Annotated in this window: 10 protein-coding genes; 3 read left to right on the plus strand and 7 right to left on the minus strand. The window is 28.4% G+C overall.

The window, feature by feature from the left end:
- Positions 1 to 227: 227 nt before the first annotated feature.
- Positions 228 to 1,514 carry a Tn3 family transposase gene (locus tag ACRCZX_RS02615; RefSeq protein WP_438581387.1) on the minus strand — a complete coding sequence of 429 codons (1,287 nt, stop codon included), beginning with the start codon at positions 1,512 to 1,514 and terminating at the stop codon, positions 228 to 230.
- 90 nt (positions 1,515 to 1,604) lie between these two features.
- On the opposite strand from ACRCZX_RS02615, the gene ACRCZX_RS02620 reads away from it, so the two are divergent.
- On the plus strand, positions 1,605 to 2,237 hold the full coding sequence (locus tag ACRCZX_RS02620; protein WP_438581388.1) for a transposase: 633 nt from the start codon (positions 1,605 to 1,607) through the stop codon (positions 2,235 to 2,237).
- On the plus strand, positions 2,234 to 3,133 hold the full coding sequence (locus ACRCZX_RS02625; protein WP_438581396.1) for an IS3 family transposase: 900 nt from the start codon (positions 2,234 to 2,236) through the stop codon (positions 3,131 to 3,133). Before ACRCZX_RS02620 ends, ACRCZX_RS02625 begins: the two co-directional genes overlap by 4 nt.
- Before the next feature lie 405 nt (positions 3,134 to 3,538).
- Here ACRCZX_RS02625 and ACRCZX_RS02630 read toward each other — a convergent pair whose 3' ends face one another.
- Genes ACRCZX_RS02630 through ACRCZX_RS02650 form a run of 5 tightly spaced genes read right to left on the minus strand, consistent with a single transcriptional unit; the run spans position 3,539 to position 11,772 of the window.
- Entirely contained in the window at positions 3,539 to 4,408 is an 870-nt protein-coding gene (locus ACRCZX_RS02630) for an ROK family protein (RefSeq protein ID WP_438581389.1), read from the minus strand.
- On the minus strand, positions 4,409 to 5,785 hold the full coding sequence (locus tag ACRCZX_RS02635; protein ID WP_438581390.1) for a glycoside hydrolase family 1 protein: 1,377 nt from the start codon (positions 5,783 to 5,785) through the stop codon (positions 4,409 to 4,411). It lies immediately after the preceding gene.
- A gap of 3 nt (positions 5,786 to 5,788) precedes the next feature.
- Positions 5,789 to 7,120 (minus strand): PTS cellobiose transporter subunit IIC, encoded by a 1,332-nt coding sequence (celB, locus tag ACRCZX_RS02640; protein ID WP_438581391.1) that lies wholly within the window; start codon positions 7,118 to 7,120, stop codon positions 5,789 to 5,791.
- Between the two features lie 20 nt (positions 7,121 to 7,140).
- Positions 7,141 to 9,765 (minus strand): glycoside hydrolase family 38 C-terminal domain-containing protein, encoded by a 2,625-nt coding sequence (locus tag ACRCZX_RS02645; protein ID WP_438581392.1) that lies wholly within the window; start codon positions 9,763 to 9,765, stop codon positions 7,141 to 7,143.
- Between the two features lie 15 nt (positions 9,766 to 9,780).
- Complete coding sequence (locus tag ACRCZX_RS02650) at positions 9,781 to 11,772, minus strand: PTS fructose transporter subunit IIABC (RefSeq protein WP_438581393.1); 1,992 nt, start codon at positions 11,770 to 11,772, stop codon at positions 9,781 to 9,783.
- 190 nt (positions 11,773 to 11,962) lie between these two features.
- Here ACRCZX_RS02650 and ACRCZX_RS02655 point away from each other — a divergent pair, with 190 nt between their 5' ends.
- A complete protein-coding gene (locus ACRCZX_RS02655) occupies positions 11,963 to 14,035 on the plus strand; it encodes a BglG family transcription antiterminator (protein WP_438581394.1) in 2,073 nt (690 codons plus the stop codon).
- A gap of 465 nt (positions 14,036 to 14,500) precedes the next feature.
- On the opposite strand, the gene ACRCZX_RS02660 is transcribed toward ACRCZX_RS02655, so the two are convergent.
- Positions 14,501 to 15,631, minus strand: coding sequence for a hypothetical protein (locus ACRCZX_RS02660; protein WP_438581395.1), 1,131 nt, complete (start codon positions 15,629 to 15,631; stop codon positions 14,501 to 14,503).
- Positions 15,632 to 16,019 lie beyond the last annotated feature (388 nt).

Genomic DNA, 16,019 nt, shown 5'->3' on the forward strand with positions numbered 1-16,019 from the left:
CTCTTTTAGTGTTCTAGTGTTTTAGTCTTCTAAAGGTATATTATAGCATAATCCTGTGTTTATTATAATATGTTATAGAGTATAGTATACGCCTCCTTTGAGCAAACCACGGTCCATTTTGAACGAACCGAGACTTATCTCCTTGTATAAGGGGGCCCGTCAGGAAAACGCGGAATAACAACGCTAAGGATTTTCCTGACCATTGATGCCCCCTTTATTTTCAATGCTTAATCTATATTTAGCTCTCTTAAAAATTCTAAAGAAGTAGTACAATCTGAATCAAATTTATATTCACCTAAAAAATTAATATGCTCCCAAGCAAGTGGAGATATATTGCTTAACAAAGCCTCATCAACCTCTTCAATAGTTTTTAAATATTGAACAGCCTTTTCTAAGTAAATCGTATTCCAAATACTAATAGCATTTATAATAATATTAAGTGTACTTGCTCTTTGAAGTTGATTTTGGATAGTTCTTTCTCTCAATTCACCTAATTTTCCAAAGAAAATAGCTCTTGCCAAACCATTCATAGCTTCTCCTTTATTTAAACCTCTGTGAATTTTTCTTCTTAACTCCTCATTTGATAAGTAATCTAGAATAAAAATAGTTTTTTCTATTTTCCCCATCTCTCTTAACGCTGTAGAAATACTATTTTGCCGAGAGTAAGATCCTAATTTACTTAATATTAGTGAAGAGCTAACTTTTCCTTCTCTAATTGAGGATGCTAACCTTAAAACATCATCATAATTTTCTTTTATAATCTTTTCATTAATTTTGCCCTTTAAAATACTTTCAAGATTTTTGGATACCTTTGTTTCACTTAAAGAAAATAGTTTTACATCAGATAAATCTCGTATTCTAGGAGCAAATCTGAATCCTAAAAGATGAGTAAGTCCAAATACTTGATCAGTATATCCAGCTGTATCTGTGTAGTGTTCTAATATATTTAAGTCAGTTTCGTGATTTAAAAGCCCATCTAAAACATGAGTAGCATCTCTAGAATTTGTATTAATTACTTTCGTATAGAAAGATGAAAATTGGTCACTTGTAAATCTATAAATAGTAGCACCTTTTCCAGTTCCATAGTGAGGATTAGAATCAGCATGAAGGGATGTAACTCCTAATTGCATACGCATTCCATCCGAAGATGAAGTAGTTCCATCACCCCAATATTTTGACATATTTAGTTTAGTATGAAAATTAACAAGGTTAGCTTGAGCTCTATTTAAAGCATCTTCATGTATTCTCCACTGTGAAATATATGCCATTTGCTTATACGATATCCCTGAAGCAGCATCTGCCATTTTTGTAAGACCTATATTTGTTCCCATTCCTATTAAAGCTGCTATTAAAGTTATTTTTTCACTGTTATCTGGTTTTTTATTCGTTGATGCATGAATAAACTCTTCATGGAATCCTGTTATATTTGCAACATCTATTAAAAGATCTGTTAAATTAATTCTAGGTATAAGTTTATATAATTTTGAACTCAGTTGTTCTGATATGATACCCATATAGGGCACACATATATTATCAACATTCAATAAAAATATGAAAGTTGGTAGTATATGAATAAAAGAGTTAAATTTACAGCTGAGGAAAAAATGTTTTTTGTTTTAAAATTTAGAGAACTAAATATATCTCTATTAGGATTTTGTAGATTGTACGGTGTTGAAAGTACTGCTATTCACAGATGGTCGATTAAATATGATTATGGGGGATTAGAATCACTCCAAGAAATAAAAGTTAAAACTCTTTATTCTTCATATATATTGATTAATTCTGTAGAAGATTATTTAACTGGAAATTTTTCAATGCTTCAAATTGTTAAAAAATATAATCTTTGTGGTGATAGTCTTTTAAGGAAATGGTTGAAGTGGTATAATACTCCTAAATGGAATATTAAAATAGGAGAATTTATGGCTAGAGAGAAAATTTCAAAAGATGATAAAATTAAAATGGTTTTACAGAATGTTAGCGGAAATAAAAGTGTAAAAAAAATTGCTACTGAAAACAATATTAGCGAGGGACAACTTCGTGATTGGATTAGAAAGTATAAACTTTCAGGCGAAGGTGTTTTAGGAGATAATAGAGGCATCAAAAAGGATGAATCGCAGCTTTTAAATGAAGAAATCTTAAAAAAAAGAAATAAAGAATTAGAAGATAAAAATAGAAGACTTGAAGCTGAGTTACTACTGCTAAAAAAGTTGAAATTGCTAGAAGGGGGAGTGATATAAAAAATAGCTTACATTTAAAATTTTTAGCTATTAAAAATGTAGCTTTAGAGAACAACTATTCAATAAAGTTTCTTTGTGGAGTATGGAATCTAAATAGAAGATCGTACTACAAATGGTTAAATAAATCATCATCAGCTCGTCAAATTGAAAATGAAGTTATTAAAGAAAAAATCTTGGAAATATACCATTCGGTTAATAAAATCTATGGTTTTCGTAGAATGACTATGAATATTAATTCTCAAATGAATAAAAAATATAATTTTAAGAGAATATACAGATTAATGAGATATGAGCTTAAAATTTCATCTGTAATTAGGCGGAAAAAAGGTAGATATATTAAGAGCTCCGCAGAGTATAAAGCGGAAAATATTTTAAACAGAGAGTTTTCAGCGGATGTGGCAGAACAAAAGATATTAACTGATATAACTGAATTTAAATATGGAGTTGATAAGAAAATATATATGTGTACTACTTTTGATTTGTATGATAAATCAATTTTATCATACTCGCTTTCTAATAAAGCAAATACAGAATTAGTACTGAGAGTGTTAGAAAACTCATATACAAAAGAGATCCCTGAAAATGCTGTTTTACATAGTGATAGAGGGTCTCAATTTACATCTTTAGAATACAAAGAAGCTTTAGAAAGATTAGGAGTAACTCATAGTATGTCAAGAGTTGGAAAATGTATAGATAATGGTCCAATGGAAGGTTTTTTTGGAAATATTAAAAGTGAAAAATATTATTTGAAAAAATACTCTAATTTAATAGAATTGGAAAATGATATTTCTGATTATGTTAAATTTTATAATGAAGATAGGTTACAAAAGAATTTAGGGAGCTTAACTCCCTTAGCATATAGAGAAAATAATAAGGAAACAAATGTTGATAATTAAGTTGTGCCCTTGACAGGGTACACATCATTCATTATTATACCTCCGTTTTTGAATTCAGAACTAATAAAACATTTATAAAACACTTTTTATTTTGCAAGCGCTTGCAAAAATTCTTTCAGTAGTAATATAACACTTATTTTGTTAATTGTCAAAATTTATTTGTTATTCATCTGATATCTCAGTTTCTTACGAAGCTTTGAATAAAAGACTAAGTTCTAAATTTGTAAGATTCACAACTCTCTCAAAAAGGAATATCCAGATGGTAGAAATGGATAATGCACCTATGCAAGATTGAAAATTCATTTCATAAAAGAAAAAAGATTCGAAAATTAGATTAACTAAATTTCAAATCTTTATATATTTCTTAAATTGATAAATTTAATTTTACCTTAACCCATTATAGATTTAAGAATTTTGTAAAAAATTATATAACGCACCAATAAGATTTGAGTTATTATTAAATTTACAAGATTTGATTTCTGGATATATAGTTGCAGAATCAATTTTATCTACAAGAGTAGTTACACTAATCTGAATATTGTTGATAATATTTTGATCAGCACTAACTCCTCCGCCAATAATAATTTTTTCAGGATCATAAACATACTGAATAGTCAAAATTCCTTTAGCTAAATCACTATACCAATTTTTAACTTCATTAGAAATAATCTCATTTTGATCAACTAAATTAAAAAGTTCAACTCCATTTATATTTCGATTAAGTTTTTTAGAGACTCTACTTGTAAGCTGTCCAATAGAAACAGACCCCCAAGTTCCCAAGATACCTTTTTCACTTTCAAAATACATAATTCCAAATTCCCCAGCTTGTAAATTTTTACCTTTATGAATTCGTTTATTTTTAACGATAGCTCCCCCAACCCCTGTTCCAAGTACAATAAAAACGACATCATCATTAAATTTTGCTTCACCCAGCCAAACTTCAGCAAGAGCAGCACAGTTAGCATCATTTTCAAGATGTACTTCAAGTCCTAAAAGTTCTTCTAACTCTTTTTTTATATTGGGACCGTGTATATAAGGAAGAGCACTAACACCAGTAATAAAGCCTGTATCAGTGTTAACAGCTCCAGGACAGCTTAAAGCTACTCCAGTAAAATTATAGTTATAATTGTTTTTAATTTTAGAAATCTCAGAATAAAGATGTTCTAAAGTGTTTGGGGTATTGAAACTTGAGTGCTCTAAGATATCTCCATTTTCAGATAAAACACCATATTTGATAGAAGTTCCTCCAAAGTCAAAAACTAAATAATTTTTCATTTAAAACCCCTTTTTATCAGAAAATTCTTTAAACCATTTTCCACTTTTTTTGATAGTTCTCTTTTGAGTAGAAATATCCAATGAAACTAAACCGTATCTATTTTTATATGAGTTTAACCAAGACCAGTTGTCAACAAATGTCCAAACGTGATATCCAATACAGTTCGAACCCTCTTCGATGCCTTTATGTAACCATTTTAAATGGTCTTTAAAAAAATCAATTCTGTAATCATCTTGAATTATTCCATCAACTAAAAATCTCTCTTCACCTTCAACACCCATTCCATTTTCAGATATTAACCACTCAATATTTCCATAGTTATCTCTAATATTAATAGCTATATCATAGATACCTTTTTCAAAGATCTCCCACCCTCTATAAGGATTTATTTTTCTTCCAGGCATAATATAGTAGTCATAGTAATACTCGGGCATAAATGGAGCCTCAGGATTTGGAAGAGAGGCTCTAGCAGCAACTCTTCTAGGTTGGTAGTAGTTAACTCCTAAGAAATCAACAGTATTTTCAGAAATTATATTAAGGTCCTTTTCTGTATACTCAGGCATTAAATTGTGTTCTTTAAAAACATCGATTAACTCAGTTGGAAAATAGCCCTTTACTGCTGGGTCTAAAAAACTTCTATTAGCAAAAAGATCAGCCATAAATGAAGCTTTTAAATCCCATTTATTCTCACTTCTCGGATAACAAGGTGAGAGGTTTAAAATAATTCCTATTTTTCCATCTCCATTTAACTCTTTATAGTTTTTAATTGCAAGAGCGTTTGCAAGTACAGTATGATAACCAACTTGTACTGCAGATTTTGGGTCTACTTTATATGGGTAGTGATAACCAAGTAAATAACCACATTCAACATGAACAATAGGTTCGTTAAATGTAAACCATCTTTTAACTCTATCACCAAAATTTTCAAAACATATTTTTGAAAAATTAGCGTAGTGTTCAACCACATCTCTATTTTCCCATCCACCTATATTCTGCATACACATAGGCATGTCAAAATGAAAAAGATTGACGAAAGGCTCAATCTTATTAGATAATAACTCATCTATAACATTGTTGTAAAATTCAATCGCTTTAGGATTTATTTCCCCAAAACCATTCGGTAATAATCTAGACCAACTAATAGAAAATCTAAAAGAGTTATGCCCAGTCTCTTTCAAGAGTTTTATATCATCTTTATAATTTCTATAAAAAGTTGAAGCCTCGTAAGGACCTATTTTATTATGAAATCTGAAGCTTTCTGTTTCAAACCAATAGTCCCAAATATTTTGTCCTTTTCCATCAATATTCCAAGCTCCTTCACTTTGAGTAGCAGATGAAGCACTACCGAAGTAGAAGTTATCATTAAATTTGATCATAGTTTACATCTCTCCTTCTTTTAATGAGTTAGTATATATTTTTAAAAATGGTGTATATATAAAGTAAGAAAGTAATATCAGTACTAAACTTAAAATAGCAGCAGAAAAATCAAAATTTGTAGCAAGTAAAGCAGCTAATGGTCCTGGTGTTGTCCACGGCACAAGAGTTACAATTTTTGAAACAAGTCCATACTTAGTAGCAAACCATGCAATAGTCCCATTTACAATAGGAACGGTTATGAATGGTATAAATAGCAATGGATTCATAACAATAGGTGTTCCAAACATAATAGGTTCGTTGATGTTAAAAATAGCTGGAAGTAAAGACAGTTTTCCAATCGATTTTATATGTGTATTAGTACTTCTAATCATAGCAAAAGTTAATCCAAGAGTTGTTCCAACACCTCCCATAAAGATAAAAGAGTCCACAAATCCACCAGCAAATATTTTTGGAATAGTTTCTCCAGCTTGAAGAGCAGCTTGGTTGGTAGCTAAATTAGATAAAGTTATTGAGTTAACAACAGCAACAACAATATTTGTTCCATGTAGTCCAGCAAACCAAAATAGATGTATAATCAAAAGTAAAATTATTAAAGATAAAAGTGAATCAGACATATTTAAAAGCGGAGCAAAAGTTTTTAGAATAACTTCTGGAACCATAACTCCTAAATTTTTCATAACTAAAATATTTATAGTGTGATACAAAATAGTTACAACAACAATTGGAATTAATAGTTCGAAAGATTTTGCAATTGCAGGTGGAACAGAATCAGGAAGCTTTATAACAAATTTTCTTTGCACAAGAACTCTAAAGATTTCAATTGCAATTATAGCTCCTAAAATAGCTGTGAACAAACCTTTAGCATCAAGATATCTAGCATCCATAACAGGCATCCATCCACCTTCACCTATAAGAAATAGTGATGAAGCTCCTTCTGCTTGTCCAATAGGTAACCAATCTAATTTAGCTGATATTAATAAAAATGCATACATTGATAAAAATCCACCAGTAGTTCCATTTAATTTATAATAGTTAGATAAAGACATTCCAATACCATATGAAACAAATAAAGATATTATTCCCATACTCACATAGAATGGTTGAACTAAATCTCCTTTGAAAGCCCCCATTAAATTACTATACCATTCCATATAAAGAACATTTTTTGGATCTGTAAATGGTAGATTTACCAATAGAAGAATAAAAGATCCGATGATTAAAAACGGCATTGTGTAAACGAAACCATCTTTAATTGCATTTAAATACCGATTTTGTCCAACTTTTGCAGCAATAGGCATAAGCTTTTTTTCGATTAAATTCATAAAATTACTCATAGAAATCCTCCCGTATTAATTTAAATATAAATTTTCAGATTTATAATTTCTCCATGTTTAATATTGTTTAATATAATTTTTGAATTTATGATATTTTTTTTGGATTGAATTTTTTCATACAGCATATTGATTATTTCATAATTTTTTCCAAAGTTTATTTTAATAACTTCATTTTCCTTTTTAAAATTTAAATTGACTAATCTCAAACCATAACTATATTCATCTATTGGAAAAATAGACGACAGAGTTAAACTACACTCTGAAAGATCAATTAAGTTTTTAAAAGATTTTAATTTATCTTTTAAAGGATGCATTACAAAATATTTTAAAGTGTTTGTAAACAGATTCAACTCTTGAACTTGATAGTAAGGTATTGTCACAGCATAGAGTTGGTATTCTTTTTTGATTGAATTAGCATCAAATTTGACACTGGAATTTTCTTCAAATCTTATAGCAAATTTAAATTTTAGTTTTTCTTGCAATTGACTATCTGGTGTTGGAATATATTTAAACTCTTGACCAGATGCAATTCCAGGTCGTCTTAAAAGGTCAGGTTTTCCTAAGAACCCAACACTTCTAAATAAAGTTATAGCGATTTTACTATTTTCAAGAATTTCATACTCTTTTATTCCTTTTGATAGAACAGAGGTTGAGATGTCTTTATTTTTTAGTGCAACAAAATTTAAGAATGGATATATAGGTGATGGCTCCTCTTTCCATCCAAGCTCACGCCAACAATTTATAGTTTCAGGAGTATTTAATCTTTCAATTGTTCCAAAAGGAGTATCTGCAATTGATGTATTACTTACTACTCCTGTATGTATGAGTGCTCTCAATCTGTGATCTTGAGTATGGTTATCAACAGTGAGATAAACTAAAATATTTCCTGAATTGTTTAGTTCAATTTTCAAATTATACTTTAGATATGTATTTAAAATATTGAGCTCTCTATCTTTTAAGTTTAAAGGCAACCTTATATAACTTTGCATCTCTAAACTTTTAAAAATAGAACCGTTGTTAAAAGTAGCAGAACTTTCAGAGAAACTGTGTTGTATTTTTCTATCTAAAACAGGTGGAGAGTAGTCATAAGTATCTCCATCATCTCCGCTATTTTCCAAAGTTATAAAATCTTGAAGTAAGACATTTGTTATTTTGTTAAATAGTGTAAGTTTTCCATTAGAGAAATATATTTTATAGAAAGAATCTTCGATGAATTCGTCAAAGGATTTATCGCTTAAAATTTTAGAGCTTTCACTCTCATAAATCTTCATCTGTTCTAAAGATAGAGGTGAAAGAGTATGCTCTATGAGTATTGTAGTTATGTAATAGTAAAGTTCAGGGTTATGCTCAGATTCATTTCTTTTGATACTGCCTCTATAAATTTTTTCTTGAGACAAAATATTGTATTTAATCTCATTTCCATATTCACTTTTAATAGAGAAGAATTTAGATTTTGTTGATATATTTAATTTAATAGGATTATTTCTTTTATATGGCAAAGTATTAAAGATAAATAAATCATTATTTTCTTTGCTTTCAATTGATTCACAAATCTTTCTAACGATATAATCAGAAGCCGAGTAAGATAGTTGATCCACATCAATCAATCTAGAGGTTATACTTCTATTTGTTTTGTCACTATTACATCCACAGGCACTATCATGAGCATGATTTAAAAGTAACTTTTTCCAAATGGTTTCAAGCATATCAGTTTTAGGAGAAAGACCTAAAGATTGTCCTATGACAAAAAGAGGTTCTAACTGATAAATTAATCTTCGTTCAATTTTATCGTTTAAATATTTATGATCATATCTAGATGAGTAAATAGAACGATGAATTTTTGAGTTTGAACTAGAGATGAATTCACCTTTAACTCTTTTAAAATCACCTTCACTTCTTAACTCTTTGAAGTATTCTTCACAATTACTTTCGATATACAATAGATTACTTTTACTATTTTTGTTGTAAAAATCTATTCGATCTTTTAGATTAAAATCGACATATCTTTGATCTCCACCAACAGATAGTAAAATATTATCTTTTGATACCCCATCTAAGAAAGTTTTTTCAACATTTTCAATATCGTTATTATAGATAAGATTACCACCATAGTAATACCCATTTTTTATATTACTTGCTAAAACCTCGCTTCCATCTTCAGACTCCCAAATAAACTCTCTATCAGGACAAAGATCTTTTGGAAGACCTCGCCAAAATATGAAATTATGAATATTAAATCCATTTAAAATTTTAGGTAAATCTTTAGTTTGACCAAACGAATCTGGAAGATAACCAATTTTAAAATAGTTGCCAAACTCTTTGCAGCTTTTTATACCATAAAATAGGTTTCGAACGATAGATTCTCCTGAAATAATAAGTTCGTCGGTTTGTGTATACCAAGGCCCAATTAAAAGCTTTTTTTCAGAAACCAATTTTTTTATTCGTTCAAAATTTTTTGGCATATATTTTATATATTCCTCTAAAATACTTACCTGCCCATCTAAAAGGTAGTAATTTAAACTACCTTTTTCAAGAGATTCAATAACTTCATCCATATGATATATAAGCTGAATAATGGATTCATTGGCTGTAAAATACCATTCGTAATCCCAATGTGTATTAGCATAGACGTGTACTTTTTTCATTTTTGCTCCTTTTCCTTAAATTAAAATCTCTTCAAGTTCACTTTCGTTTTCAATAATAGATTTTCTCCAGAATCCAATAATTAATGCTGTTGTTATTATTCCTGCAAAGGTACAAGCAATCCAAGTTAAGAATGGAACTGGTTGCTCGATGTATCCAATGAAAGTTCCTATTGGTGATCCGATTCCACCATAAAATTTACAGCCAGTAGCACCAGCCAAGCCTCCAGCTACAGCTCCACCAATAACAGATGCAGTGATCATTTGAATAGGATTTGATGCTACAAATGGAATAGCACCCTCTGTTACTCCTACAATACCCATTCCAAAAGCTGAAGCAGCTGAAATATGTTCTTGCTTTGTAAATTTATTTTTAAAAATTCTAGAGGCTAGCCATATTCCAAGAGGAGCAACAGAGATAGCAGCTTGAGCAGCTGTTCCAGGAACAAAGTTTGCACCTTGAATTCCATATTTAGCAACAGTATCTGTGAAGACTGCAGCTCCGAAGATTAAAGCTGTTTTATTAACAGGACCACCAAAATCAAATCCAATCATAGCACCGATTATAGCTCCTATAATAATAGGCATTCCAGTATAGTTGTCATTTAGGAATGTCAATGTTGAGTAAAGTGTATCCATAAGGTTAGCAATAGGTTTCCCAATCATAAAAGTGACAATCATAGTCACAAGGAATAAAGATATTACAGGGATTACCATTATTCCTAAAAGTGGTTGAACAATTTTTGGCCATTTTATTTTTTTAAGTAGATTAACAATATATCCAGTTAAAAATGCAACTAGTATGGCTGAGATAAAACCTCCACCAGTTTGAGTTCCTAAATATGCGGCGTCATTGGCTATATAAGCTCCAATCATAGCAGCAGCAATTGCAGGTCTTCCTGCCATAGAGTTGGCAATAAAACCAGCAAACAGTGGAATCATCAATTTAAATCCAATTTGACCAATCTCAAACATCTTAGCCATTAAGAATCCAAAGTTCGTGCTTCTATCAAATCCCCAGTTTATAATTTGTCCGAGTTCATTTTTTTGAAAGGCAAAAATATTTGCGATAGATAAAATGATTCCTGATGCGATAACCATAGGTACCATATATGATAACCCAGCCATAATGTGACCAACAGCTTTATTTTCTGTTTTTCCAAGAGTTGTTTTTCTACCTTCACTTCCTTTTGTTCCAAAAATTGTTGCATTTTCAAGAGCTTCTAAGATTAAGCCTTTTCCATCTTTAATTGCAATATTAGCTTTTACTTGATAAAGTTTTTTGCCAACAAATCTATCCATTTCTATATTTCTATTTACAGCTAGAATAACTACATCAGCTTCATCAATCTCTTTTTCTGTTAGAGCATCCTCTGTTCCTAGTGCTCCTTGTTTCTCAACAGAGATTTTTATATTTAACTCTTTTCCCCCTTTTAATAGACCTTCAGCAGCCATATATGTATGAGCAATTCCAGCAGGGCAAGATGTAACAGCGACTATTTTTTTAGATGAATCAACTTTCAGATTTTTTTCTATTTTTTTAGAAGATAACTCTTCTGAAGACAATAATGCTAAAAACTCGTCCTTACTTTTAGATTTTTTAAGATTTTCTATAAAGCCTTCTTTCATAAATGAAATTGTTAAATTTTTAAGAATCTCAATATGCATATCCCCTTGATGTTTTGATGGAATAGCTAGAAGAAAAACTAAACATACTTTATTTTTTTCATCGATAGATTCCCAATTTTCAATATGATTTTTAAGTCTAGCTATAACAATTTTGGGGGTTTTAACAAAGTCAGATTTAGCATGTGGGATAGCTAATCCATCTTCTAAACCAGTTGGCGAAACTTTCTCTCTAGATAAAACATCATCATAAAACCCATTTTTCGACGTTAAAACCCCTTTTTTATCTAAAAGAGCTACTAACTCTTCAATAACACTCTCTTTTGTTTTTGAATTAGAGTCTAAAAGTATAAGATCTCTATCAATAAGATTTTTAATATCCATTCTTCCCTCCTACATTTTTTATTATTAAATAGATTATATGATTATATTTTATAAAAAAAAAGAAGCTATTTTATTCAAAAAAATATGAATAAAATAGTTTTGTTGCTTTTATATAGTGTATAAACTATAATAAACATATGAATTGTTCTGAAAAACAATGTTTTTTATTTTTTAAAAGGAATGGGTGTGAATGAATAAAAGAGTATATGAAATTTTAAAATTTTTGGTTGAAGAAAATGGAATGACAAATTTAAAAGAAATTTCTATAGTTACAAAAGCAAATGAAAGAACTATCAGATATGATATTGATAAAATAAATGAATTTTTCAAAGTGCAAGGAATTAGTTTAATTCAAAAGCAAAGTAAAGGTGAATTTTTTCATGAGAATACTGAAGAAATAAATATTTTTATAAAATCTAACTTTAAAGAGATCTTTTTTAATGAACACAGACAGCTGATAATACTGATAAAAATTTTATTCCAAGGTGAAATATGTATACCTGAATTGTGTAAAGAATTCGATTTAACTAGAACAACTATAAAAACAGAGTTAGCTGAAATAAAAAAAATATTAAATGAAAATTCATTAAAATTAGAGGTTTCTAATGTTGGATTAAAGCTAATTGGAGAAGAACAAAATTTAAGAAATCTTCAATTGAAGTTGATAAACGAATATGGAAATACTATATTAGAAAAGGATTTAAAGCGTAAATATATATATAACTTCATAAAAGAAAAATATTTAAATATCAATATACAAGAGATAGAAAAATTTGTAAACTATATTGTAAAGCAATTAAATACAGTAATAACAGATGAAACATATTTTATACTTTTAAACTATATTTTAATCATGATAAAGAGAATTCAAAGTGGAAATGATATAAAAAACAGTAATAACATAAACTTTTATGAGTATACAAAAGAGTACGAAGTTTTAAAAAAAAATATATCTTTAATAGAAATAAACTTTAATATAGATATTTCAAATTTAGAGTTGATAAAATTAACCGATTACTTTTTGGGATGTACTAACTTCTCACTATCAAATTTGGCATATAAAGAGTGGTTAGAGATTGAGATTTTAGTAAAAAAAATAGTTTTACAGTTTAAGAAACTTCATAAAGTTGATTTGAGTAAAGATGAAATTTTGATAAATGGGCTTGTAAATCATATAAAGCCAGCATTGCATAGAGTAAAAAATGGAGTGAAGCTACAAAATTCAATATCGAAGGAGTTTTTAGAAAAGTTTCCGATACTGTATAAAAATACAAATGAAGCTTTGCTTGTTTTAGATGAATTTTTAGAAATTCCAATGAATGAAGATGAGATATCTTTTATAGCTTTACATTTTAGAAGCGCTTTAGATAGATGGAAAAGTAGAAGAGAACAAACTAAGAATATAATTTTAATTTGTGGATATGGGTACGGAACTTCAAAGCTATTAGAACAACAGTTAAAGCAAAGGTACAATATAAATATATTAGACACAATACCACTGAATCAATTGAAAAGTATAAATTTTTCAAGAAAAATAGATTTGATAGTAACGACACTAGCAACAATAGACATAGATATAGATATACCTATAGTTTCAATAAATACTATTTTAAATGATAAGGATATAGAAACTTTAGATTTATATAATCTTCCAAGACATTTAGACAAAGTTTCTTTATCAGCTATTTGTGATACCATATCAAAACATTGTGAGATTAATAATAAAAAATTTTTAATAAAAGATTTGAAATCTATTTTAGAGGGGAAATTTGTAGACGATTTAAAAGAGAGAGGGAAAAAACTTTCAGATTTTATAAAGGCGGATGCTATAAAGTTAGGACAAAAAGTTGAAACATGGCAAGAAGCTATCCAAGTTACAGGTGAACTTCTAGTAGAATTAGGATGTGTAAACGAACGATATATTCAAACGATGATAAATAAAGTTGAAAAACATGGTTCCTATATAGTAATAACAAATTTGTTAGCAATCCCTCATGGGGAACTTTCTGAAGATGTGAACCGTTCAGGAATGGCCTTAGTGGCGCTAGATAAACCTGTTTATTTCCCTGATAAAAAACCAGTAAAGTATTTACTAGCTTTTTGTGGTACAGTTTCAAAAGATTATTTAGACGCTTTAACTCAGTTTTTAGAATTAGTTGATAATTGTGATTTTTTAGATATTATAGAAAAAAGTTCGTCACCTAAAAAAATCTTAGATACAATAAAAAAATATGAATTTTTATCAAAAGCATTATCATATTAGAAGAATGACACCTTGTTATTTCGCGTTTTCATGATATGATCCCATATATGAGTAAAAGAGTAAGAAAAAAAACTAAATTTTTTAAATTTAATTTAGAAAAATAGTTGATTATTTTATTAGAATGGTTTAAAATTATGATTGGATATCTCCTTTGGTTGTTTGGTTGTGGTGACTTATTTTACAACCTTTTACAGAAGATATCCATTTTTATTTTCAAGAAAATGCACTATTCGAGTTAATAAATTCTCAAAACTCTGAAGCAGCTTTTAGAAATAGATTATTTAGAATAAAAAGCAATCCAAGTAATATAGAAAAATTAGAACGAGATTTAGCAACTATTTTAGAAGAGGAATCAACAAAGTTAGAGTTTATAAATGAAAATATAATCAAAGAGATTGATGAAAATTATAGTAATTATTGTATTCAAGACAATTTTAAAAAAGTAAACTATAAAAAGACAACTTCCTATAATAAGAAGTGTCTCTTCATTTCAAGTCTAAACTTTTCTAACTCTTCAACAGTTTCTATTTTTGATAATTGAGTGAACAAATGAATCTTTTTAGTTGTTGGTAATCCACTCTGCATTACAACTATTGATAATTTTTCTTTTTCTAAATCTAACTCGGATTGTACTGATTCTACAACCTCAGATTTAACTTCAATTTTAACCTTTTTTTTGATTAATTCTATTTTAGAATTTTTAATATCATCAATTTTAGAAATCAAAATTTTAGAAAAATTCTTAATTTCAGAATTATATTTGTATAATTCATTTAAACCTTTAACAACATCTATTTCATCATATTTTTTTATAATTTTATCCATAGCTTTTTGAGAATAAACTAAGTCTACAAACCTGTTTTTACGAGCTTTTTCGATTGTTTTTACTAGCTTTTCTGATAACTCATTATCTAGTAGTAAATCTATTACGTTTTTTTCAACTTTTAAAAATTTAATTGCATTTACTTTTCTACCAAGTTTTTTTTCTTCAAATGAATAGTCATATTTGCTATCAAAACGATTTATTTCTTCTATCACTTTAAATAAAACATCTCTTTTAAAGTATTTATACTCGGTATATTTTTCTTTTGTTCCTGTAATTTCTTTTAATTCGTCTATAGAATATATTGGTAAATTTATTTTTTCATATTTTTTAAAAATTTCATAAAAAATTATTGTATAAGAACATTTATAAGCTGTTTGCTCTAACAATTTTATAGTTGTATAGTAAAAATCTTTTTCTTTTTCATCACCACAAAGAGCTCGGAAAATTGTATTTGGAATTTGAATGAAAATTCCATCATCTACTTTTTTGTATTCTGCTAAAAGACTAAAACTACCCCAAACTTTTCCTTTTGCATCTTTACTTTGAACTCTTGTTTTTTGTAAACTGTTAAGATAGTTGTATAAATCTTCGTATTTATCTGAAATTTCCAAAGAGTTGAAAATTTCACTCATAGAAATAATAATTTTGTCAGTTTTTTCTTGTTGAAACTTATGAAGTAAAAAGTTATATGCTACTAATCCTCCAGAAGATATAGGGTTTCCAACAATTTCTATTAATTGATTTGGTTTGTGAACTATCAATTTTTTCATAAAATCACCTCAAAAAAAATATATCACAAAGGTGATAATATATCAAGTTATTTTCTATCACCTTTAACAACTTTTTTATCACCTTTAACAACTTTTTTATCACCTTTAACTTTTTTGGCTCTTCGATATGCATTGATTTTATTGGGTTTGTAGCATTCTTGATTTTCCTGTAAATATTGTAAATATTACAAACAAGAAAAAAGTATGTATTTTTTTAAAATATAAAATATAAAAAACTTAAAAGTTATAAAAAAGAGTTGCTTTTTTTAACATTACAGGATATACTTAAAGGGTAGTAAAAATATAACGCAGTTAATAAGAGATTTTGAAGCACTATTTAGATAGGTACTTCTTTAGAATGTTATTATGTTGAGGCAATAGTTACTAA

Origin of the sequence: Cetobacterium sp. (genome assembly GCF_051658645.1) — a bacterium.
Classification (GTDB): Bacteria; Fusobacteriota; Fusobacteriia; order Fusobacteriales; family Fusobacteriaceae; genus Cetobacterium_A.